This is a genomic window from Vibrio zhugei, assembly GCF_003716875.1.
Lineage (GTDB): Bacteria > Pseudomonadota > Gammaproteobacteria > Enterobacterales > Vibrionaceae > Vibrio > Vibrio zhugei.
Genome location: NZ_CP033077.1, coordinates 1,070,362 through 1,092,215, shown reverse-complemented (window position 1 = coordinate 1,092,215; position 21,854 = coordinate 1,070,362). Strand labels below are relative to the sequence as shown.

Genomic DNA, 21,854 nt, shown 5'->3' with positions numbered 1-21,854 from the left:
CGTTTGAGCTTGGATTAAGGCTGACTCTTGCCAACAAACTTTGTTATAATCCAGTCAGTGCCTTGGAACCAAACTGTTTAGGATTATCGTGCATGCCAACTCATCAAGCTTCAATCAAGCAGTCCGGCGAGAAAATCGTTGATAAGATTAAACGTGGTGACGTGTTAGAAAAAGAATGCCCATCTCGTGAAATTTTACGTAATGTTACGAGCAAATGGGGAGTGCTAACCTTACTGGCCCTCTATGGTGGCGATTCAGCCCGATTCAGTGTATTGCGCCGACGTGTCTCCGGTATCAGTGAGAAAATGTTGTCACAAACTCTACAAGCTTTAGAAGCGGATGGCTTCATCAAGCGAACGTCTTATGAAGGCGTGTCTTTGCATGTCGAGTACTCGTTAACGGTGATGGGAGAAGAAGTCGCAGCCCGTATTCTTGAACTGGCCGGATGGATTGAAGTGAACTTGTCGACCATTCTCGAGCACCGCCGTGATTACAAGGCAAAAAACACGTCATCTTAATCATCACATACGACCAAGCCACTGCCTAATAATACTGGCACTCTTTGCTATATAAGAAACTCCTAATTTTCTCTTTATTTCCAATATCACTCAATGCATACTCTCCTGCCTAAGCCCAAAGGAGAACGAAATTATGAATTCACCTCGCATCTCAGTATTAGATTTAGCTCCCGTCATCGAAGGGGCCGATCATTCCCAGACCTATCGACGTTCAGTCGAATTAGCCCAACATACTGAACAGCTAGGTTATCATCGCTTTTGGCTGGCAGAACATCATAATATGCCGGATATCGCCAGTGCCGCGACATCGGTTCTGATTGGTCATATTGCCTCTAACACTCACACCATCAGGGTCGGCTCAGGCGGCATTATGCTCCCCAACCATGCGCCACTGGTTATCGCAGAACAATTTGGCACGTTAGCAGCTCTTCACCCTAATCGCATTGATTTAGGGCTTGGACGCGCACCGGGCACTGACTATCCAACTATGCACGCTTTACGTCGTGACCCAGATAATATGGATCCGAATTTTGATGAGCTGCTGGAAGAACTGGAGTTTTTCCAAGGCCCTATTTCCTCCTCTCAACCCGTAGCAGCCTATCCGGGAGCTTACTCACAGGTGCCGATTTGGTTATTAGGGTCAAGCACTTATAGTGCGAGGTTAGCGGCTATGAAAGGGCTGCCCTTTGTGTTTGCCGCGCATTTCGCTCCTGGAGCAATGCACTCGGCCTTGAGCATGTATCGTGAACTATTCAAACCATCAGAGCATTTGGATAAACCTTATGCCATGGTGGCGGTCAATGCCACTTTAGCCGATACCGACGAGCAGGCACAATTTCTCGCCACCACAGAAAAACAAAAATTTTTGGGTATGATACGAGGTAAGCGCAGCAAACTGCCCCGCCCTGTCGCCAGCATGGACCCTTTGTGGTTACCGCATGAAAAACGTCAGTTAGAAAATCAACTGCAGGAGTCGATTATTGGCTCGCCAGAAACGGCAAAAACTCAGCTCAACGATCTGTTGGACCGCACCCAAGCGGATGAGCTCATGATACATTCCATGATTTATGATCAGGAAAGTAAACTGCATTCCTACAAGTTGCTCGCTGAGCTTGTCTCTGCAAACCTTCGTTAAAAGGATAAGTGGCGGCCTCGTTCTTACTTAACGCGCCATTTAGCGAGCGCGGCACAGACAAAAATAGCGCAGATGGCTCTGCGCTATTTTTGTCTCAATGACGAATTACTATCAATGGCGAGAATCGCTATTGGTTTAGCCTAGCAAATGCGGATTTCACTCGGCGTTTTCGCCACAATTCAACGACCTTCTCTCCCGCCAAGATGAGTCCCAACGTGGCGGTTTCTAAAACAATAATGGCAGCACTAGCGGTCACATCAATAAAGTAAGCCCCTAATAAACCACCAATGCAAAACGTCAATGCACTCACTCCCGCAATGACCATCATTTTCCATAATCGGTTGGCATATCGCATGCCGATAAAAGGCGGAACGGTTAATAAAGCGATGGTCAAAATGATACCGACAACCCGAATCATCACAACGGTAGAAAAAGCGGTCATCAACAGCAATATGGTATAAATCATTTTAACAGGCACTCGGCGAGTACGTGCGTATTCCATATCAAACGAAATTAACAAAAATTCATCGTATAACCAGACGGCTAAAACAATGATTAAGGCGACAACACCGCCCATGACCCACAAATCAAACGTAGAAACCGCGAGCATGCTACCAAACAGATAACTCATGAGATCGACGTTATAACCATTGGAAAAATCGAGCATCAAAATGCCACAGGCCATCCCAGCCGCCCACAGCGCCCCAATTAAGACTTCCGTCCGCTCACGCCGCCTTGCAGTCAATCCGCCCATCAGCAAGGCGCTGGCACTGGTAAAACACAACAATGTGGGCATTAACGGTAAACGCAAGGTAACGGCCGCGCCAACGCCGCCGTATGCCGCATGGGCAACACCGCCCGCGAGAAAAACCAATTGGTTAATAACAATCAATGTGCCGACTATCGCACAAACAATGCTCGCAAACACAGCGGCAATCAGTGCATGTTGCACAAACGTATAAGAAAAAAATTCCTGCATGGATAACTACTCGGTGACAAATCGTCTTAGGCAGATTGAACGATATTAAGGGATTGTAGATGGCTCAGACTCGTTCCAAGAGATAATGCCATCATTTCTTGCGTTAAAACATGCCCATTATGGCAGATCACGCTGCCATTCACTAATGCAGTGTGGGTGATAGGTAAATTCTGAGTGTCGGGATCGTGAGTAATGAGGACAATTGTCGCTTCTTTACTCAACTCCGCTAATAACGCATAAATTTGTTCACGCGCATCTTGGTCCACGCTGGCGGTTGGCTCGTCAAGCAACAACACACGTGGATTAATCACTAACGCTCGTGCGATCAACACGCGCTGACGCTCACCGCCAGATAACGCGGTAAACTGCTGATTTGCTAAATGGAGCAGCCCCACTTTCTGTAATGCATCGTTCACGCGTTGCTGCTTATCCGAGCGACTTAACCCTTTTTCTCGGTAGAGCCCTAAACGCACCACTTCCGCCACTTGAATCGGCAAACGTGATCCGTTAACAGTAATTTGTGGGACATACCCAACGCAAGCCAGCGCCTCTGAAGGGCGCTGACCTAATAACCGAATATGACCATGGCTCGGGGTTAACAACCCCAGCAACAATTTCACTAGGGTACTTTTCCCTCCCCCGTTGGGGCCAAGAATGAGGAGAAAATCGCCTTCTGACAAGGTTAAATTAACATCTTGCAAGACGGTTTTTTCCTCATAGGCAAAACTCACCTGTGACAATTGCAGAGCGTCAACCATGTTCTCTATCCTATTACTTTAATGCTTGTGTGAACGCGTTGGCTACGTTGACTAAGTTATTCCCCCAATCTTTCGCTAACGGATCCACGGCCACCACCTGACCACCAATTTCTTTCGCAACCGTTTGTGCTGCGCGCTTAGAAAATTGTGGCTCGACAAACACAACTTTGATACCGGAGGCTTTGGCCTGCTTGATGATTTTGGCAAGTTGTGTCGGGGTTGGGTCCGTTCCGTGTACTTGGACCGGTAACTGTTGCAAACCATAGCTACGTGCAAAATAGCCGAATGCCGGATGATACACTAAAAATGTATTGGATTTTAGTCCTTCTACTGCTTTCAAAATTTTTGTATCAATTTCGTTGATATGTTGAGCAAATTCACGAAAGTTCTTCTCGTAATCGGCGGTGTGCGCCGGATCTTGGGCAATCAAACTATCACGAATGGTGCCTGCCATGATACGAACGAGGTTTGGCGACATCCAAATGTGGGGATCTGCTCGCTCTGGACGACATGGGTTGTCATGGCCCTCATGCTTGTGATGTTCCGCATGGTCATGGTGTTCATCACCATGGTGATGCTCTTCCATGCCTTCAGGGAATTGGCGACGACAAATTCGTTCATAAAGTGGGATGACTTTCATATCCGCATTCACATCGGCAATACGGCTTTGCCACGCATTTTCGAAAGGAACACCCATTGGAAAATAGATATCCGTTTTAGCAAGATCGCGCATTTGGCGCGCTTTTGGAGCATAGGTATCAGGTTCTGCGCCGGGCGGAACAATAACATCAACCTTGACATGCTCTTTGCCGATCTGCTCAACAAAGTATTGTTCGGGGACGATACTGACTGCTACATTAATCGGTGCTGCAATAGCCCATGTTGGACACACCAATGCCGTCGCTAGCAACAGCTTTTTCAAGTTAGACACCATGTCTGGTCGCTCCTTGTCGAAATAAATCGTATGAATGGATAATGACTACTAACAGAGGAACCGCCGTCGCAGATGATTCATTGACACCTGCTCATGCTGTCTGCACGTCGGTCACCTCAAGAATTGTTATGTTATAACAAAACAATTGTGATGACAACGTTCCACTGATGTCTAGTTTACTTTTTATTGTGGCCTCAAACCCCGACAAAAAAGCGCCAATGAAGGCGCCTAGACGATTGTACAGACTCACGGCATCATCAAATCAACAGAACGTTGTCACATACAAAGCTTCAACTTTATCCCGTGCCCATTGCGTTTTACGCAGAAATTTGAGCGACGATTTTATTGACGGATCCTTTGAAAAACAGTTCACTCGAATTTGTTGATATAACCCATCCCAACCATAGTGCTCAACCAAGCGTGTTAGAATTTTTTCCAAAGTGAGCCCGTGCAAAGGGTTGTTAATCTGAGATTGATTCACGACATTTCCTAATCTTAAACACCACACCGCCGTCGCTGTGTGGATGGAGAATATAAGCGGATGGGTAATATAGCAAAATCTCATCCATTCAACATCTTTGCCTTATCATCATGGTTACCAGCGCTTAACTAAACGCCCCACTAAGTTGGGATGATAGCGCCAACAATGATCAAACATACTCAATAATTCTGGGTTACCGTAGCGAGACAAACAGACGGCATGAAAGCGGTTGTGCTGACGTTTGAGTTCCGCCACTTGCGCCAATATGGCCTCATCTTGTCGCGGAGCGATGAAATCAGAAATCATCACAATGTCGGCATTCTTATAACGTTGCGTGGCCATTTTTTCCATGCCAGCGTGAATAACTGGCTCGAAATCGGTGCCACCATGAAAAGTGTAACTCAGAAAATCACTCGCTTCTCGCAGACCATCTTGACGCGTCAATTCATAAGCAATATGTTCGGTTGAAAAAAGCATCACATAACAATCACGATCATCGGCTAGCGCTATTTGCATCAGAGCGTAGGCAAACGCCTTAGCACTGTGCTCAGGAAACCCACTCATTGAACCTGAAGCATCCACACACAGTATGAAAGGCCCCTTATCAATATCCGCTTTTTTCGACTCTGGCTTATGGGTTTTGACTTCACGTAATGTGCGTGATTTCCCTTGCATCCGATAATTCATCAATCTTTTATCAAGTAAGCGCTTATAAAACACGACCTCCAATTCTGGGTAGGTCAAAAATAACGCTTCGTTCGGCAATAACTTATTCAGATCATCGCTATTATGCACGCCCACAATATCATCGGTTGCCCAATCCGACGCTTCTTCGACCACGTCTAACGACTCTTGTGGCGCACGATTAAGGCTCGGATCATCAACGTCACTCGCCATGCGGCCGAGTTGCTCAGCGATGTCTTGCAAGCCTTTATTGCGTTGTAAAAACTTCGCATGCTGCTTCATTGTGGTGAGATCGTTACGACTGAGTTTTGCCGATGCCATATCCCATAAACGCCCAACACTATTGGTGTCGCCCGCCTCAGTCACCTTGTTCATATTGCGCAATGTTTCCATGCGCTGATATAAGTCCGCTAAAAGTTGCTCTTTATGGCTTTCAAGTTCGAGTATTTCTTCTTCACGAATCGCATCACTTAACGCTCGATACCATTGCTCACAAAAATAATGAGGAAACACAGGATTATCGACGCCTTTGTTGTTGTCGACTAAACGCTTGGCTTGACGATAAAAGCGTGATGATTTTTCCAACCGTTGCATCAGCTCGGGTAACCGATGCAAAAACGTATCTTCGCGCCAATGGATCACTTCTTGATACAGATTAATTTCTTGTTGAAAACGCTCAGCTTGGCCCACCCGTGCCATCCGATCACGTACCGAACGACGCCAACTTAGCACGTGCTTTTTGACCGAGGTACTCACTCCACGGTGCTCTGCCATGAGCATCACTTGGGAACGACCCATGAGATCATTCACCGCCGCATCAATGATACCCGAGTCGGCAATGGTCAATGCTAAATTTAATCCGTCAGCGCCCAACATGGTTCGTGCTTTCCTCTAAGAAAAATAATCCGCGAAGCGTTGTAAACGCTGAATATCGGGTTCACATTCCTCACGCACTGTCGCTAAACGCTCGACCAGCTCTTGAATGCCCGCTTCGATTTTTGATAAGACAGGCGGTTCAACGAAGTTATGAGGCAAAGCAGAATGAAATTGCGTCCGCACTTGGCGTAATTGATGCTGAGATTGCTCAAGAATATGAGCGGCTTGCTGTGTATCAGCCAACCATTGTTGATGCTGTTCCCCATCCAATCCTTGATGGGTGGCCAAAGCCACTAAAACAGAGCGGTTCGCAATATCTTTGATGACCACACGGCGGTCCGCATCCAAATCGAAGGTTAGCCGGCATAACTGTGTATTATGGTTTACATAGCCATACACATTACCGCCGCCGTCTTTAACCACTTTTTCAAACTCTGCCAACGGCACATATACCCAGCGGCTATCGCCTTTTTCATTCTCAGAGACCGACAAATTGCGATGCAGCAGCACCAGTTTCACTAATTGTGGTGAATTGCCCACCCGATGCAACGTCGCTTGCGACACATCATAGTGATACACCTGTTTCTTACGTAACCCCGATGACATTTCTACCTGTAACGACATCGCCAATGACTGTGCCACGCTTTGTGCGATGTTCGTCATAATCTCTTGAGCTAACGTCAATTGCTGAGAGACGTGTCTTTGCTCGAACGCCTCTTCCACCGCAAAGCGCTGCATGACATTTTGCACCACATCACGAGATTCAGGAGAGCTCCATAAACAATGTTCGAGTAGTAATAAATCGAGTGGATTAATCTCTTGCCGCCCATTAAAAAAGGCACTGGCTTTTAGCAATTTGACCGATTTCTTCCAACGGCGATCTGACACATACAAATCGGCAGTCTGTCCAGTTTCACTTTCCAACAGAGTTTTCAAGCGATATAGCTTGTCAAACAAGGCATCACTTAGGGTCAATTGTTGCAGTTGGGCTTGCCATTGGTGATACTCATCATGAGTGATTTTTAACGCAGGTTCCACATGGGCTTCTTGATTGGTTCCCACGGTTAACATGGCTTTGAAGTTTTGCTTGTCTTGAATGCGATTGACAAAAACACGCACTAACATCCGGTCATACAAGGCATCCAGGCCGCTATCTTGATCGGGCAGTTCATTGGAGGCGGATATCAGCAAACGCATGGGGACTTTTTGAACGTCACTGCCATTTTTAAAGGTCTTTTCATTCACAACCGTTAACAGCGTATTTAAAATCGCGGGGCCCGCTTTCCAAATTTCATCGAGAAATACCACCTGCGCGTTAGGTAAATACCCCTCAGTTAAACGGACATAACGTCCGTTGTCTTTGAGCTCTTGGATGCTCAATGGGCCAAAGACTTCTTCAGGTGTGGAAAACCGTGTCATCAAATATTCAAAGTAACTGCTCTTATCAAAGGCTTGAATTAAACGTTTGGCGATGAGACTTTTGGCAATCCCTGGCGGACCAAGTAGAAACACACTTTCGCCACTTAATGCCGCCAATAGACACAATTTTATCGTGCTTTCACGCTCATAAACGCCTTCGCTTAAAGAGGCCGCCAACTGGTTGATGCGTTCAGATAACAACGCTTGGCTTGCGTGAGAAGCGATAGGTGATGAATTCATAAATAAGCGAGCTCCTTAGCAACAGCTTAATGGATAGGTGAAAAGTGGTGGTATGGACCCGTCATCACTTAGCACCACGTCTTACCCAATATGGCGCGTATTGTTTGCAAATATTAATAGAATAGCAACCTTAGATTATTGAAAACACTAAATGGTCTGGTAATTTTGAAAAACTACGCTAAGGTATTAGGCCTAAAAAGGACAAATCTTTAGAGTGGACGCTATGAAAACCATCATTCATCAATGGAAACACTCCCTCGCTTTAACCGAACACGCCATCACGCTGCCAAATGGCAACACCATTACTCATACGACGATTGAACACCCAGGTGCGGCCGTTATCATCCCGGTAACAGATGATCAGCGGATTGTGGTCGTCAATCAATTTCGTCCTTCACTCGGTAAGTGGATGATTGAGATCCCAGCAGGCACGATGGAGCCTGGTGAAGATGCTTTGACCTGTGCCAAACGGGAATTGGAAGAAGAAACGGGATACAGCGCTGACCGTTACCTTTCCTTAGGTCAACTGACCCCAATGGCAGGCATGTGTGATGAAATTCAACATCTCTACGTCGCTTATCAACTGCACCACACCCAGCGCTACCAATGTGATGACGATGAAATCATCAAAGTTGAAACCTATACTCTGAATGAGCTAGAACAACACATTATCAATGGCGCTATCACCGATTCCAAAACGATCGCCTGTTTATACAAAGCAAAACTATCCCATGCACTCAATGATCTGTTGGCATAAGGCTAGAAAGCCCCCTAAGCGCTGACCGCTTCCCTTTACTTAGCGCTTACCTCGACCTGCGTGAATATTGAGCTTGGCCTTCAGTTTGCGTTTTTCTGCCGAGCGACTGCGACGACGACCGTGAGACTCGTTATCATTTTGGACGCTCTCAGCAGACGGTTCAAAACCAGCCAACCACTCTTGCGGTAACCGAGTATCCAATAAGCGTTCAATCGCCTCTAACGCCGGCTCTTCATCACGACTGAGTAAAGAAACCGCCAGCCCTGTTGACCCCGCTCGCCCGGTACGACCGATACGATGAATATAATCTTCCGCCTTAAATGGCATATCGTAGTTAACAACTTGCTCTAACTGAGCGATGTCCAGTCCACGAGCAGCCACATCGGTCGCGATCAATGCGCGTACTTTTCCGGCTTTAAAGTCCTGCAACGCTTTTAAGCGAGCACCTTGGCTTTTGTCTCCATTAATTGACACGGCTTTAATGCCGTCCAATTTCAATTCTTTCGCTAAATGATCACTGCCCTGCTTGGTTTTGACAAAGACCAAGACTTGCTGCCAATTTCGCGACCCAATTAAAAACGACAACAATGCTTGTTTGCGCTTTTTATCCACTGGGTACACGATTTGCGTCACGGTGTCGGCAGCAGAATTCTTTGGCGTAACTTGTATTTCGACCGGATTTTCCAATAAACGATATGCTGTCGCTTTAATTGAAGCGGTAAAGGTTGCCGAGAAAAATAGCGTTTGTTGACGCGATGGCATCTTGCGCAATAACCGCTGAATATCGGGCATAAACCCCATGTCCAAAAGGCGATCGGCTTCGTCTAACACCAACGTGGTCGCAGATTTGATGGACACCGCTTTGGTATGCAGATGATCCAGTAGCCTACCCGGCGTGGCAATGAGTATGTCGGCTCCATGCTGCAATTTATTTTTTTGCACACTCAGGCTGGTTCCGCCATAAACTGCCACAATAGAGAGCGTTGAGTGTTTGGCATACGCTTGCAAGTTATCCAACACCTGTTGCGCCAACTCTCGTGTTGGTACCACAATTAACGCTCTGACCCCGCGAGTGTCTGCTAGATAGGCTTGCGTGTCTTCATCCACGGGGTCACATAAACGCTGAATCAATGGAAGCCCATAGGCGGCGGTTTTCCCCGTTCCGGTTTGTGCCGCGGCGAGCACATCTCGACCGTCAAGCACGGCAGGAATACCTTGCGCTTGAATCGGTGTGGGGTCATTGATAAACAGTGAATGCAGTACATCAATCAGCGTAGGGTCTAGACCAAGAGCAGCAAATGACGCCGGAGAAGTCGACATAAAGGAAATTCCTAACAATAGCAAAACTGGGCGCGCATTGTATCAGACTCATTCGCCTTGTGCTGCGTTTAATAATTGCGGATAAAAAGCAAAAAATAACGATTCCAAATGCTCATACTCGGTCCTCAGCGTCATCACACACTGACTCAGCGGAGCTAAGCGCTCTCGACGTAACGCGATGCGCTGTAAAGCCATATCAATATTCTCAAAGCATTGATAAGACTCCAGCCAGCCTCCCGTCCACATTTTATCCGTGACCGAAATAAACGACTCAGGTAATGAAGTATAGGCTTGCACTGAGCGCTGCTGATGGCGAACCGTCTTCTCCGCATCACGGACAAATCCGCTCAACGGCTGATCGTGGTAACGGTGCCAATGACGGCTCAGACAATGATCCCAAAACATATCGAGTGCGATAGGAGCAAATCGTTTCAACTCGGAGGGAAAATAGTGCTTGGCGGCAAGAACGATCTCATGGCGGTCTGTATACGCATCCACCCATCGATGCAAACGAATACCCTCAACGACATCCAGAGCGTAATCATCGGTAATGTTGCCTCGGACAAAGTCACCCAATAAATTGCCCAACATTTGGCTGCGGCAATGCTCAGCAATGTGTAAGTGTGCGAGATAATTCATAAGATAAAGTAGTCAGCTAGGCGTAAAAAATAATGATGGGGCGATAAGAACTTAAAAGCCAGCGCGGCGCGCTGGCTTATCTCTATTGCAAAGAAGATGGCGTCTCTTCTTGCGTTGACGGTTGATAGTCAGAAAGTACGAAACCAATTTCCATGGCATCCATCCATTCCAAACTGTCTTCCTGAGGAACTGTATTGCGGTCACTCATTGTCGACCTCCTTATTTATTATTGTCTATACAGCCACGCGTGATAGTGATACCTCACGCTAACCTAAGCTGGATATTGCAATGTCATTGCGCTCCTTGTGTCCGATGTCTATCGTCCACGTGTCAACATTATGCGAATAATTCGGTGTCGTCTAGCCTTTCTTCCCCATCATCACAGCAAATACGCGCCATAGAGGGTAACAAAAATTGCCTGTAAATATTTATTTACACAAATTGTTAATTTTTACAAACACATTGACTCAACAGATATTCTCTTAGAGAATAGGCAAAGACAGGTTATTTATTCGTGTTACCCTCAATTTTATGACAAAAAATGAGTGTAACAATCCATAATATCGTATAAAAAAGTTTACATTTATGACTCAATCAAAGCTTTTTGGCAGTACTTTGATCATCGCCGGCACCACTATCGGTGCGGGCATGTTAGCTCTTCCTTTAGCGTCGGCAGGTATCGGTTTTTCCACATCATTGCTGATTATGTTGGTCCTTTGGGCGCTCATGGCCTTTACCGCGCTATTAATGGTCGAGCTGCACCAATACGCTGCTAGCGACGCCACACTGCATACTTTGGCACAACAAATATTAGGCAACAAAGGTAAGTGGGTCGCCACATTTGCCATGTTATTTTTATTCTATGCTCTCTGTGCCGCCTATATTGCTGGCGGTGGCTCACAGTTTACTCAACGTATTAGTGACGTGACAGGATCGCATTTCTCTCCTGCAACGGGGACGGTGCTATTTACTATTATTGTGGCAATCATCGTCACATTGGGTACTGGGCTGGTGGATAAAGTGAATCGCGTCCTGTTTGCTTGCAAGTTGATTGCTTTGGCTATGGTGCTATTTTTCTTAGCCCCTAATGTCACGCACTCTTACTTATTAAGTATGCCATTGCAACAAGGCCTCATTGTCGCTGCGATTCCAGTCATATTTACCTCTTTTGGTTTTCACGGCAGCATTCCCGCGATCGTCAATTACATGGATGGCAATACCTCAGCCTTGAGAAAAGCGATTTTAATCGGCTCTGCTATTCCACTTGTCATTTATATTTTTTGGCAATTGGTAACCCTAGGTGTCGTCTCGCAGGATCACTTGGTTAAGAACTCCCAATTAAGCGCGTTAATCCAAATATTGGCGAGCACAGTAGAGCAGTCTAATTTAAATCATATTATTGGTATCTTTGCCGATTTAGCGCTTTTGACCTCCTTTCTTGGCGTAAGTCTGGGGTTGTTTGAATTTTTAGGAGACAGTCTGCGAAAAACCAAGAGCTCAATCAGCCGCCCACTGGTGTCATTCATCACTTTTTTACCACCATTGGCTTTTGCTTTATTTTATCCGCAAGGTTTTATTATGGCACTTGGCTACGCCGCGATCGCTCTAGCCATCCTCGCCATTTTTCTACCTGTTGCCATGGTGTACACGGTGCGTAAGCGCTCACAAAACCGTCAACCTTATCAAGTCAAAGGCGGCGCTTTAGCGTTAACCATCAGTGCTCTGTTTGGAGTCGTCATTGTTGGAGTACAAATACTGGTGACACTGCACGCCCTACCTACGCTCGGTTAAGCGCTGAAAACTGGCCAAAAAACACGCTCATTGCTGCAATGTGCGTGTTTTTTTTACCTATAGCTGTGATCAATGTGAACCTATTCACGACATGGTTGTCAATTATCATCGTAAATTAGAGAAACACGATACTGCAGCTATACTAAAGTCATTAAACCATCACAACATTCGCTTAACATCGTGCTGACATCGCTATAAAGGTGTTGATTTAAAGTAAAAAAGAAATCTCTATTGAAGAAGCACTTGAGGTTGAGGATACGTATTAACAAAATTATAAAAAACAGGTAAAAATGGCATAAAATATGCTTTATAAAAACCTGAGGTAACAGACTCATTAAGGACAGCAAACCGTCACTCTGTCACGATGTCGTTAATGAACCAAACACCACCATTCCTTACAGGTTGAAGAGCAAACTCTGACTGTAGGGGCTAAAATAACAGGTACCACACCTTTGGGGCCTAGGCGTAAAGATGGGTTGATTCATGAGAAAACTAAAATATTATCTAACCAATACACTCTACAACCTGATTCCACAGCCAGTGCTGCATTTTTATGTAAAACAGCAATTGGCGAGCCTGCCTAAGCACACACAAAACAGACTGCAAAAACGCGTCGATTACTACATGAAACTCCAATCGTCGTTTCCAGTTTCTCAGCAAGCGCCTCAAATTGCCCAGTTTAAGAAGAATTGTGGCTCAACCTATTTTTTTGACTTACTCAAAGTCATCAAAGGCTTCGATCGTCATTTGCGATTCAACTTTATTCATGGCGATGTCACCGATATCCCAGCCGTCCCAACATTTGTAAAAAGCCGCCCGATTAGCGACCATAATGGGAATTCGGTACTTTTAAAACTCAATGCAATACGGCACTACCGATTTGTTGAAGATACTTTAGAATTTCGCCATAAAAAGAACATGGCGGTGTGGCGAGGCAGTGGTTTTCGCCCTAATCGACGAAATCTGCTAGAGAAATACTATTATCACGAACGTTGTGATCTCGGCAGAACGGATAAAGAAGACGAAGATCAACTGGCGTACGTTGTTCCTAAAATGTCCATCGAAGATCAGTTGAAGTTCAAATTTATCTTAAGTTTAGAAGGCAAAGACGTAGCCACCAATTTAAAGTGGATTATGTCTTCCAATTCGCTGGCGATGAGCCCGAAATTAAGATACGAAACCTGGTTTATGGAAGGCAAGCTCATTGCCAACGTCCACTATGTTGAAATCAAAGATGACTTCTCAGATTTGATAGAAAAAATGGACTACTACAATGCGCATCCCGAAGAAGCCGAGCGCATTATTAATAATGCACATCAATGGGTTGAGCAATTTAAAAATCCCCATGAGGAGCGGTTATTGAGCTATCTGGTGGCGGACAAATACTTCTATTTATCGCAGAACGTACGTTTGGCCGAAAACAATGACCGTCACTTATTAGCCAGTATCGCGAAATATGTGCATAAATAAATCACTCACAGACTGATTGCATTCATATTCGTTAACATCCTTTCTTTTTAGCAAAACCCTGACAGAGAGCCAATTTATGTCAGGGTTTTGTTATTCTTACCCGGCAAGCGTTCGGTTTTGATTCATTTTTCATCACCGCGACCTAGTTTACCTTCATTTTTGTTATTTATTCATCGATTATCATTGATAAAACATATATCAGCATATGCTAATTATTTGCTTTATCTATCGTTATTGAACGCTGTTCTTTTGAGTTTGACAATCGTCACTAAAATCGCAAGAATGCTAGCGCTTTATTAGTTCACCACTTTTTTATACTTCTTATGACTAATGGGCTTCAACTTCATCTGCTGATCTTATTCAGTTTACACTCTAAAGAACCATAGTTAATTTTATGATTAAAAAAACACTATTAGAGGCCCTAACATTAATAGGGCTGTTTGCGTTAGTCGCTGCTTGTATCGATCTTGATATTATCTACTTCAAAAACCGCATGACGGAAGCCTCCGTTACCGAGTCCATGCAATTAATTTTTCTTGCGACAACCGCGTTTTGCTTTTTCCGCCTCGGCAAAGTCAACCCCGATCTAAAGCGAGCGGCTTACCTGATTAGCGCCTTTTATCTGGTGCTACTGATCCGCGAAAACGATGAAATACTCGACTTAATCTACCATGGAGCGTGGCAAGCTCCTGCCATTCTTGTGACTTTACTCGCCTTATTTTATGCCTACAAAGGTGGCAAAGAGACACTCACTCACATGTCGACCATTCTCAGTGCACAAAATATGCGATTTGTCGTAACAGGAACCATCATGCTGCTGGTTTTCTCACGACTCTACGGGATGGGAAAGTTGTGGGAAGCACTCATGGAAGATAAATATAGCCGTATTGTCAAAAATGTCTCTGAAGAAGGGATTGAATTACTGTGTTATTCGCTTATCGCTTATGGGGCGCTTAAAGTACTATGTGAACTGAGTAAGGCACGTCCTAACGCTGAAAGCTAACGGTTAACCACGAGAACCGAAACAAAAAACAGGCTATGACGCCTGTTTTTTATTGAGCTTTCACACACTCTATTTATCAGGATAACCCTGCGGGTTGTTTGACTGCCAACGCCAAGTATCTTGGGTCATTTCTTCCAATGTTCGCGTTGCACGCCACTCCAGCTCAGTTTCCGCTTTAGCAGGGTCAGCATAACATGCGGCAATATCGCCAGGCCGACGGTCGACCAACTTATACGGAATTTTTGTGCCACTGGCTTTTTCGAATGCAGCCACCATTTCCAGCACACTGTAACCATTCCCCGTGCCTAAGTTATAGACGTGCAATCCCTCTTTGCTGCCGACATGAGTCAGTGCCGCGATATGTCCATCGGCTAAATCCATGACATGAATGTAATCACGTACCCCCGTTCCATCTTTCGTCGCATAATCGCTGCCAAAGACCGATAAAAACTCACGGCGCCCTACCGCTACCTGCGAAACAAATGGCATCAAGTTATTAGGAATGCCTTGCGGATCCTCACCTAATAAACCCGATGGATGAGAGCCCACTGGATTGAAGTAACGCAGTAAGGTAATACTCCAGTCTGGGTTCGCATTTTGGAAATCGGTTAAGCACTCTTCTACCATCAACTTACTGCGACCATAAGGGTTCGTCGCACTGGTCGGGAACGTTTCTAAAATTGGCACGGTGGCAGGATCACCGTATACCGTAGCAGAGGAACTAAACACCAACGATTTGACGCCAGCTTCACGCATCGCATCCACTAAGACTAACGTGCCATTCACATTATTGTCGTAATATTCCAATGGCTTTTGAACCGATTCTCCGACCGCTTTTAAGCCTGCAAAATGAATCACAGCATCAATAGAATGGTGGCGCATTGTTTCCACCAATAAGTCACGATCGCGCACATCGCCTTGAACGAAGGTAGGCGTTTGACCTGCCACATTTTGGATCCGCTCTAAAACGGTGGATTTGCTATTATATAAATTGTCCAAAATGACAGGATTCATCCCTGCTTCAATCATTTGAATACAAGTATGGCTACCAATATAGCCCATCCCACCTGTAACTAATACGTTCATAACTCGCCTCCTTTGACATTGACTCGATTGTACCGACTACCATGAGAAAAATCACGACCTTAGTACATCAATGACGCAACCCTGTCATTTCTAACGCAATAAAAAAGCAGGGCTCTTTCGCCCTGCTTTTCTTTGCTTTATGGCTCGACCATAAAAGTGCCTTCACGCTAACGGCTCGCCCACGACCATCGCCAGTTCACGAGGATATTCTCGCGCTTCGGCAATGGCAATCGCGCGGCGTTCAACCTCTTGACCATCTAAGGACATAGAAACAGGATGAGCCTGTTCAATATCGTCATGGTTATGATCGGACAGTCGCCAAGCAGAGACGATTTTTTGCACGGCTTCAAGCGCCGATGAACCTTTCACAATTTCGATGCGCGCGTAATGATTATCTTCCAAGCTGACATCCGCAGCACGTAAGGTTGCATCACTGCCCGGGATTTGTTGCGCACCAAATAGCGGCTTGCCAGCAATATCTGCACTGTTAAAACTCGGCATAAATTGCGCCATATGCTGGATAGCCAGTCCAGTTCGCTCAACCTGATCGGCCTCAGACCAACCTTTATTAAGCTTAAGCTGTAAATATTCTGGCAACTCGGGTTGTGCAGAGCGCAGTCCGCTTTTCACTAAGCCATCACTAAACAAGGTGATCCCTTCCGTCATACCGTGCAATTGAAAAACGCCATTAGCGTATGGCGTCAGTTGAGCCATACCTTGCGGTGTGCCACGTTGACCATGAAAGATAACCTCAGGCCACATTTGATGACAATCAGCCCAGTGTGCGACATATGCGGCTTTGAATTCGACTAAGCGATCGCGATAGTGACGCGCCATGTCATCGATCGACCCTGTTCTATAGCCACACGCATTGATCACATAATCGGCATATTGAATCGCGGTATCACCTAATGCGTTGAGCGTGGTAATTTGCCATTGGCTGCCCGTCCACTTAAGGTCGGTCACCGTGGTGTTGGTGTGTATCTGACACTGTGGCATCGCTTCTAGCGCCAATTCTGCACTCGCAGCCAAACGAAACACACTCCACCCATATTCCTGTACTGAAATCACGGGGTATTGAATCGCATCCAAATCCATATTCTGAACAACAGGAATCAGCCAATCTTCCATCGTGGTGGGCATCGCAGGCTGCTCTCGCTCACGCAGCGCTTCCAACTCTTCACGCTCAAAGACGCGATAGTAATCCTGTGGCTTACCCAACCACTCATTACGGGCATCGTCGTCCACCAGCTTTTGATACGCATCACGAATGACATCCAATCGTGAGACCACGATGTCCGGTGTTCCTGGATCCGCTTTCGGAATAGCAATCACCGTCGGGCGCTTATTGAGGGTATGTGGGTATAACCTAACGGTCTGCAACGATTGTCTGAGTAACTCAATACATTGCTGCTCAGAAATTTCTCGATACAGGTTACCGCCAGCGTGTAAGTGGCATATCGGTGGGCCGTCAACTAAACCGGCACTTTTTTCAATTAAAGAGACATTTAATCCTAACTCCCCCATATGAACCGCCGCCGTTGCACCAGCAACACCACCCCCAATAATCGCAATTTGAGGCGTGTTGGAATTCGGGTTTGTTTTCAACATCACACTTCCACTTATAGTTTGATTAAATACAGTGTAAAACGAGCTTGGTACGAAAAAAATCACATTTTTTACGCGGTCTTAGTGAAAACGAGGACCACCATTCGTGAACGCATCCTGGCCCTGCTACTCGCCAATTATGCGATTTTCGTCACACCCTATTTGTCAATCATTTTACCGGCATTTTCAAGTAAAAAATTCTTAAAAATTCCTTGACTGATTTCTTGTGGTTATCCAATTTCGTATTTTTGTGTATAACCAAATACGCTGATCATACGGTGTAGCAATGGCTAGCGTTTCATCCACCTCTGCACTAAGGATAAGTTATCCCAAAACTTATCCACTGTTTTTGTGGATAACTAGCCAGGTTATTCAAGCTTTTAATTAATTTATCCCTGTTTTCGTCGGGCGCAATAAACCTCGAAGCCCCGTCGCGACAACGCTGGCCAGTACAAAAAAGGTAAATATGGGAAGACCTATCCACAGCCAAACATGTGGATGGAATTCAATATCGAGTCCATAAGTTAACACTCCCCAGACCACCAATTCCGACACACCACTGGCAATAATACCGGCGATGAACGCCATAAGGCCGTACTCTGCCCATAATGTCTTCATGACAGTACGTCGACTTGCTCCTAGCGTTCGGTATAGCTGTATTTCGATTCGCCTCTGACTTAAACTCAATCTGAGTAATGTAAAGATCAATAATACTCCGGCTGTCACCCCTAGCCCAGCGAGAATCGTTACTGACCATACGATTTGTTTTAACAACGCGTCGAGTTTATCGGCAATTTGGCGAATATCGAGAATGCTCACTGTCGGATGTTTTCGTGACAACGTCACTAGTAGGTTGTCATCGCTCTGCGCTACGCGAAAACTCACTAACCATGTGGCAGGCATAGACTGCATTAAGTCTGGGGTAAAGATGAAATAAAAGTTGGGTTTCATCTGTCTCCATTCAACGTGACGAATCGAATTCACCTGCGCGCGAATGGTTTGGCTATTAATGACAAAGGTCAGCCAATCCCCTACGTGGATATCAAGATCGTTCGCCAGCCCTTCCTCTACCGACACCCCCTGACTTGTCGTCCACTTTCCGGCCACAACGGGGTTATAATCCGGCAAGGTCGAATCCCAAGTAAGATTGAGCTCGCGACGCAGCGCATTCGCGCCTTGGCGTCCATGAACGCGCTCTTTGGCACTGTCATCATTAATCTTGGTTAAACGACCTCGCGTCACCGGATAAGCGGGAGACCTCTCCACGCCAGCATTATCTAATCGCTTGAGATAGTCGTCTTTTTCATAAGGCGCGATATTCAGCGCAAAAGCGTTGGCCGAGCCTTGAGGCACTAGCCGTTGCCAATCACCAAGTAAATCCGTGCGGATTAACCAAATCACCGCTAATAGCATTAACGATAAACCCAAGGCGCCAAATTGAATACCTGACGCCCACTTCGAGCGTTCAATCCGACTCACGGCAAGCTTCATTGCTGGGCTTAACGCGAACGGCTTTATCACCCGAGTGAGCAATAAGCTAATCACCGCTAAAAACACAAATAGACCAAGAATCCCCGCCAGAATCATCCAAACCAAGGCATTGTTGTAGTACACCGCAATGAGCGTCGCGATGGGCAACGCAAGCAGCCACCAAGCACGGTGTTTACCCACTGTTTGGGTCTGCGCCGCATTCATCGCACTGGCTGGACTGACCGACAATAAATACGAAAAAGGGATCCCTAACGCCGGTATCGCAATGACAAGGCAAGTGACCAGAGCGCTAATAACGGGTGTCCAGCCGTAGCTAGGTAATGGCGTCGGTAACATGCCCGCCAGTGGAACACGCAGCAGAAACTCTAACCCCACTCCGATGCCTATCCCCACGAGCGCGGCAATCACAAATAGCACACTCGACTGCAAGACCAGCCATTGTAAAATCCAGCCTCTTGTCGCTCCCAAGCTTTTCAACATCGCGATCGTTCGTTGACGCGAGGCCACATAATGCTGGCACGTGAGCACTAATGTGGTGGCTGCCATTAATATCACGATGGCCACAGTTAACGACAAATATTGCTCAGTACGCTCAAACACTCGAATGGTACGATTGCCGCGATCACGATCTTTCCATTCATCACTGGGCGAGAGTGTCACGGCTTGTTTGACTCGAGTGAGCGCCTCAGGAGACGCGTTGATGTATCGCTCAAACTTTACTCGGCTTCCTAATTGCAGTGCCCCCGTCTTAGCGACATCACGTTGATGAATGTACACCGCGGGCATTTGCTGAAACGGATTAAAACGCAATCCAGGTTCCGACTGAACAGTACCCGAAATCGTAAAATCGGCATCACCAATCGATAACGTGTCACCTTGCTTCACGTTGAGCAAGGCTAACAGACGCTTATCCAACCACAGTTCATTCGGTTTCACATGATGACGAAGCGTATCACCGGCTTGCAATGTCATGGTTCCTTTCAGCGGATAAGTGCTATCGATAGCTTTGACCGTGACCAACTGCATTTGGTCATTATCGTTAAATGCCATCGTTTGGAACTGGGTGAGATCCGAAAATTGATATTGCTTGTTTCGAGTGAGCTGTTTTAAAGAGGAGGGAAGCGGATTGGCGGATTCAAACACCAGATCGGCGGTGAGGGCTTCCCCGCTCTGTTGGACAATGATCTGCTCCATCCGTCCCGCTAACGCCGTCAAGGCAAACACGCTCGCAATGATTAACGTCAAAGCCAACGCAACTGGCCATAATTGTCCGTGAATGATCTCAGATACGCCCCATTTCAATAACCGCTGGTTCATTTGCACAGCGGTTAAAGAAGATGCCGAGCTCCGTTCTGCCGTCATACCTTCTCCTCCAATTCACCATGCTGCATATGCAGGCGTCGCTGACAGCGCGCCGCGAGCTCCGGATCATGGGTCACTAAAATCAAGGTCGTACCATGCTGCTCATTTAACTCGAACAATAAATCAATCACTGTATTGGCCGTATCTTGATCAAGATTGCCGGTGGGCTCATCGGCAAACAGGATCTGCGGCTGCGTCATAAACGCGCGTGCCAACGCCACCCGTTGTTGTTCTCCACCAGATAACTGACTGGGAGTATGATGCATGCGCTCACCCAGCCCAACGGAGTGCAGTAACGCCGTTGCCCGAGTTTTATCTTCCTTTTCGCCCTTGAGTAGACATGGCAGCGTCACGTTCTCGATGGCCGATAAACTAGGAATCAATAAAAAACTTTGAAAGACAAAGCCAATCGACTGTGCGCGTAATTGCGCTCGCGCTTCATCATCTAAATTCGACAAGGTTTGCCCAAGGATGGTGACCTCACCCTGAGAGGGAGTATCCAGTCCCGCCAGTAACGTCATTAACGTTGATTTCCCAGCGCCTGAAGTACCCACAATGGCGACACTTTCTCCTTGCCATATCTCGACATTGACATCTTTTAAGATTGTTAAATGCTCTTGTTTAGTAGACACTGTTTTATATAAAGACTGAGTACTAATAATAGGTGATTGCATGATTCGTAGACTTTCCTTGTTGTTCCTGTTGATGTTTTCCACCAGCTCACATGGCCAAACATTGATGGTTTTAGGAGACAGTTTAAGTGCCGGGTACCGTATGCCTATTGAACAAGCATGGCCCAGTTTACTGAGTGAGAAGCTCCGCGAAAAAGGAAAAAATGTTACAGTTATTAACGCCAGTATTTCCGGAGACACATCCGGCAACGGTCTTGCGCGCTTACCTGGGCTATTAAACCAGCATCACCCAGACCTCGTCTTATTGGAGCTGGGCGCGAATGACGGCCTTCGTGGTTTTCAACCCCAAGGTATCGAAGCGAACCTGCGCCAAATGATTCACCTCATGAAACAACAACACACCGGTGTTGTGATGATGCAAATTCGCATTCCCCCTAATTATGGCAAACGTTACACACAAATGTTTTCCGATATCTACCCACGTGTGGCCAAATCCACAGATACGCCCTTAATTCCGTTTTTTATGGAAGACATCATCACTCGCTCAGAATGGGTGAAACCCGATGGTTTACATCCTCGTCAAGAAGCGCAGCCATGGATCGCTAACTTTATGGCAACACAATTGCAACCGTTTTTATAAAATTATATGAACTTTTAATGTTCTAGCTCAA

General features: G+C 46.2%; 20 protein-coding genes. 7 read left to right on the top strand and 13 right to left on the bottom strand.

Annotated features, from left to right (window positions below; genetic code table 11):
* Positions 1–92 precede the first annotated feature (92 nt).
* A complete protein-coding gene (locus EAE30_RS05005; RefSeq protein WP_123014947.1) occupies positions 93–518 on the top strand; it encodes a winged helix-turn-helix transcriptional regulator in 426 nt (141 codons plus the stop codon).
* Between the two features lie 133 nt (positions 519–651).
* On the top strand, positions 652–1,653 hold the full coding sequence (locus EAE30_RS05000) for an LLM class flavin-dependent oxidoreductase (RefSeq protein ID WP_123014946.1): 1,002 nt from the start codon (positions 652–654) through the stop codon (positions 1,651–1,653).
* 127 nt (positions 1,654–1,780) lie between these two features.
* Here the strand turns inward: EAE30_RS05000 and EAE30_RS04995 are convergent, their stop codons facing one another.
* From EAE30_RS04995 to EAE30_RS04970, 6 genes are all read right to left on the bottom strand, one after another.
* Positions 1,781–2,632, bottom strand: coding sequence for a metal ABC transporter permease (locus EAE30_RS04995; RefSeq protein WP_123014945.1), 852 nt, complete (start codon positions 2,630–2,632; stop codon positions 1,781–1,783).
* Positions 2,633–2,658: 26 nt separating this feature from the next.
* Positions 2,659–3,390, bottom strand: coding sequence for a metal ABC transporter ATP-binding protein (locus EAE30_RS04990; RefSeq protein WP_123014944.1), 732 nt, complete (start codon positions 3,388–3,390; stop codon positions 2,659–2,661).
* Positions 3,391–3,403: 13 nt separating this feature from the next.
* Entirely contained in the window at positions 3,404–4,324 is a 921-nt protein-coding gene (locus EAE30_RS04985) for a metal ABC transporter solute-binding protein, Zn/Mn family (protein WP_123014943.1), read from the bottom strand.
* A 262-nt stretch (positions 4,325–4,586) separates the two neighbouring features.
* The gene (locus EAE30_RS04980) at positions 4,587–4,805 is read right to left on the bottom strand and encodes a VF530 family protein (RefSeq protein ID WP_123014942.1); all 219 of its coding nucleotides are present in this window, start codon (positions 4,803–4,805) and stop codon (positions 4,587–4,589) included.
* A gap of 114 nt (positions 4,806–4,919) precedes the next feature.
* Positions 4,920–6,365 (bottom strand): ATPase RavA stimulator ViaA, encoded by a 1,446-nt coding sequence (gene viaA, locus EAE30_RS04975; protein ID WP_123014941.1) that lies wholly within the window; start codon positions 6,363–6,365, stop codon positions 4,920–4,922.
* 15 nt (positions 6,366–6,380) lie between these two features.
* Positions 6,381–8,024 (bottom strand): ATPase RavA domain-containing protein, encoded by a 1,644-nt coding sequence (locus EAE30_RS04970; RefSeq protein WP_123014940.1) that lies wholly within the window; start codon positions 8,022–8,024, stop codon positions 6,381–6,383.
* Positions 8,025–8,247: 223 nt separating this feature from the next.
* Here EAE30_RS04970 and EAE30_RS04965 point away from each other — a divergent pair, with 223 nt between their 5' ends.
* Complete coding sequence (locus EAE30_RS04965) at positions 8,248–8,781, top strand: NUDIX hydrolase (RefSeq protein ID WP_123014939.1); 534 nt, start codon at positions 8,248–8,250, stop codon at positions 8,779–8,781.
* 39 nt (positions 8,782–8,820) lie between these two features.
* On the opposite strand, the gene EAE30_RS04960 is transcribed toward EAE30_RS04965, so the two are convergent.
* From EAE30_RS04960 to EAE30_RS19125, 3 genes are all read right to left on the bottom strand, one after another.
* Positions 8,821–10,101: a DEAD/DEAH box helicase gene (locus EAE30_RS04960; protein ID WP_123014938.1), complete on the bottom strand. Its 1,281-nt coding sequence runs from the start codon at positions 10,099–10,101 to the stop codon at positions 8,821–8,823.
* 48 nt (positions 10,102–10,149) lie between these two features.
* Positions 10,150–10,740 (bottom strand): acyl carrier protein phosphodiesterase, encoded by a 591-nt coding sequence (locus EAE30_RS04955; protein ID WP_123014937.1) that lies wholly within the window; start codon positions 10,738–10,740, stop codon positions 10,150–10,152.
* 82 nt (positions 10,741–10,822) lie between these two features.
* Complete coding sequence (locus EAE30_RS19125) at positions 10,823–10,948, bottom strand: hypothetical protein (protein WP_261809176.1); 126 nt, start codon at positions 10,946–10,948, stop codon at positions 10,823–10,825.
* A gap of 377 nt (positions 10,949–11,325) precedes the next feature.
* Between EAE30_RS19125 and EAE30_RS04950 the strand changes: the two genes are divergently transcribed.
* The 3 genes from EAE30_RS04950 (at position 11,326) to EAE30_RS04940 (ending at position 15,004) form a co-directional block, all read left to right on the top strand.
* Positions 11,326–12,531, top strand: coding sequence for an aromatic amino acid transport family protein (locus tag EAE30_RS04950; protein ID WP_123014936.1), 1,206 nt, complete (start codon positions 11,326–11,328; stop codon positions 12,529–12,531).
* Between the two features lie 483 nt (positions 12,532–13,014).
* The gene (locus EAE30_RS04945; protein WP_123014935.1) at positions 13,015–14,001 is read left to right on the top strand and encodes a glycosyl transferase family 90; all 987 of its coding nucleotides are present in this window, start codon (positions 13,015–13,017) and stop codon (positions 13,999–14,001) included.
* 394 nt (positions 14,002–14,395) lie between these two features.
* The gene (locus EAE30_RS04940; protein ID WP_123014934.1) at positions 14,396–15,004 is read left to right on the top strand and encodes a hypothetical protein; all 609 of its coding nucleotides are present in this window, start codon (positions 14,396–14,398) and stop codon (positions 15,002–15,004) included.
* 69 nt (positions 15,005–15,073) lie between these two features.
* On the opposite strand, the gene galE is transcribed toward EAE30_RS04940, so the two are convergent.
* The 4 genes from galE to EAE30_RS04920 form a co-directional block, all read right to left on the bottom strand.
* A complete protein-coding gene (gene galE / locus EAE30_RS04935) occupies positions 15,074–16,090 on the bottom strand; it encodes a UDP-glucose 4-epimerase GalE (RefSeq protein ID WP_123014933.1) in 1,017 nt (338 codons plus the stop codon).
* Between the two features lie 162 nt (positions 16,091–16,252).
* On the bottom strand, positions 16,253–17,701 hold the full coding sequence (locus EAE30_RS04930; protein WP_123014932.1) for an FAD-dependent oxidoreductase: 1,449 nt from the start codon (positions 17,699–17,701) through the stop codon (positions 16,253–16,255).
* A 381-nt stretch (positions 17,702–18,082) separates the two neighbouring features.
* A complete protein-coding gene (locus EAE30_RS04925) occupies positions 18,083–20,551 on the bottom strand; it encodes an ABC transporter permease (protein WP_123014931.1) in 2,469 nt (822 codons plus the stop codon).
* Entirely contained in the window at positions 20,548–21,225 is a 678-nt protein-coding gene (locus EAE30_RS04920) for an ABC transporter ATP-binding protein (RefSeq protein ID WP_123014930.1), read from the bottom strand. The genes EAE30_RS04925 and EAE30_RS04920 overlap by 4 nt, the downstream gene beginning before the upstream one ends.
* Here EAE30_RS04920 and tesA point away from each other — a divergent pair.
* Positions 21,224–21,823: a multifunctional acyl-CoA thioesterase I/protease I/lysophospholipase L1 gene (tesA, locus tag EAE30_RS04915; RefSeq protein ID WP_123014929.1), complete on the top strand. Its 600-nt coding sequence runs from the start codon at positions 21,224–21,226 to the stop codon at positions 21,821–21,823. The genes EAE30_RS04920 and tesA overlap by 2 nt on opposite strands.
* Positions 21,824–21,854 lie beyond the last annotated feature (31 nt).

Bases quoted from the DNA above. Each gene is read 5' to 3' on its own strand.
- EAE30_RS05005 (WP_123014947.1), top strand. From the start codon at position 93: ATGCCAACTCATCAAGCTTCAATCAAGCAGTCCGGCGAGAAAATCGTT.
- EAE30_RS05000 (WP_123014946.1), top strand. From the start codon at position 652: ATGAATTCACCTCGCATCTCAGTATTAGATTTAGCTCCCGTCATCGAA.
- EAE30_RS04995 (WP_123014945.1), bottom strand. From the start codon at position 2,632: ATGCAGGAATTTTTTTCTTATACGTTTGTGCAACATGCACTGATTGCC.
- EAE30_RS04990 (WP_123014944.1), bottom strand. From the start codon at position 3,390: ATGGTTGACGCTCTGCAATTGTCACAGGTGAGTTTTGCCTATGAGGAA.
- EAE30_RS04985 (WP_123014943.1), bottom strand. From the start codon at position 4,324: ATGGTGTCTAACTTGAAAAAGCTGTTGCTAGCGACGGCATTGGTGTGT.
- viaA (WP_123014941.1), bottom strand. From the start codon at position 6,365: ATGTTGGGCGCTGACGGATTAAATTTAGCATTGACCATTGCCGACTCG.
- EAE30_RS04970 (WP_123014940.1), bottom strand. From the start codon at position 8,024: ATGAATTCATCACCTATCGCTTCTCACGCAAGCCAAGCGTTGTTATCT.
- EAE30_RS04965 (WP_123014939.1), top strand. From the start codon at position 8,248: ATGAAAACCATCATTCATCAATGGAAACACTCCCTCGCTTTAACCGAA.
- EAE30_RS04960 (WP_123014938.1), bottom strand. From the start codon at position 10,101: ATGTCGACTTCTCCGGCGTCATTTGCTGCTCTTGGTCTAGACCCTACG.
- EAE30_RS04955 (WP_123014937.1), bottom strand. From the start codon at position 10,740: ATGAATTATCTCGCACACTTACACATTGCTGAGCATTGCCGCAGCCAA.
- EAE30_RS19125 (WP_261809176.1), bottom strand. From the start codon at position 10,948: ATGAGTGACCGCAATACAGTTCCTCAGGAAGACAGTTTGGAATGGATG.
- EAE30_RS04950 (WP_123014936.1), top strand. From the start codon at position 11,326: ATGACTCAATCAAAGCTTTTTGGCAGTACTTTGATCATCGCCGGCACC.
- EAE30_RS04945 (WP_123014935.1), top strand. From the start codon at position 13,015: ATGAGAAAACTAAAATATTATCTAACCAATACACTCTACAACCTGATT.
- EAE30_RS04940 (WP_123014934.1), top strand. From the start codon at position 14,396: ATGATTAAAAAAACACTATTAGAGGCCCTAACATTAATAGGGCTGTTT.
- galE (WP_123014933.1), bottom strand. From the start codon at position 16,090: ATGAACGTATTAGTTACAGGTGGGATGGGCTATATTGGTAGCCATACT.
- EAE30_RS04930 (WP_123014932.1), bottom strand. From the start codon at position 17,701: ATGTTGAAAACAAACCCGAATTCCAACACGCCTCAAATTGCGATTATT.
- EAE30_RS04925 (WP_123014931.1), bottom strand. From the start codon at position 20,551: ATGACGGCAGAACGGAGCTCGGCATCTTCTTTAACCGCTGTGCAAATG.
- tesA (WP_123014929.1), top strand. From the start codon at position 21,224: ATGATTCGTAGACTTTCCTTGTTGTTCCTGTTGATGTTTTCCACCAGC.
- EAE30_RS04920 (WP_123014930.1), bottom strand. From the start codon at position 21,225: ATGCAATCACCTATTATTAGTACTCAGTCTTTATATAAAACAGTGTCT.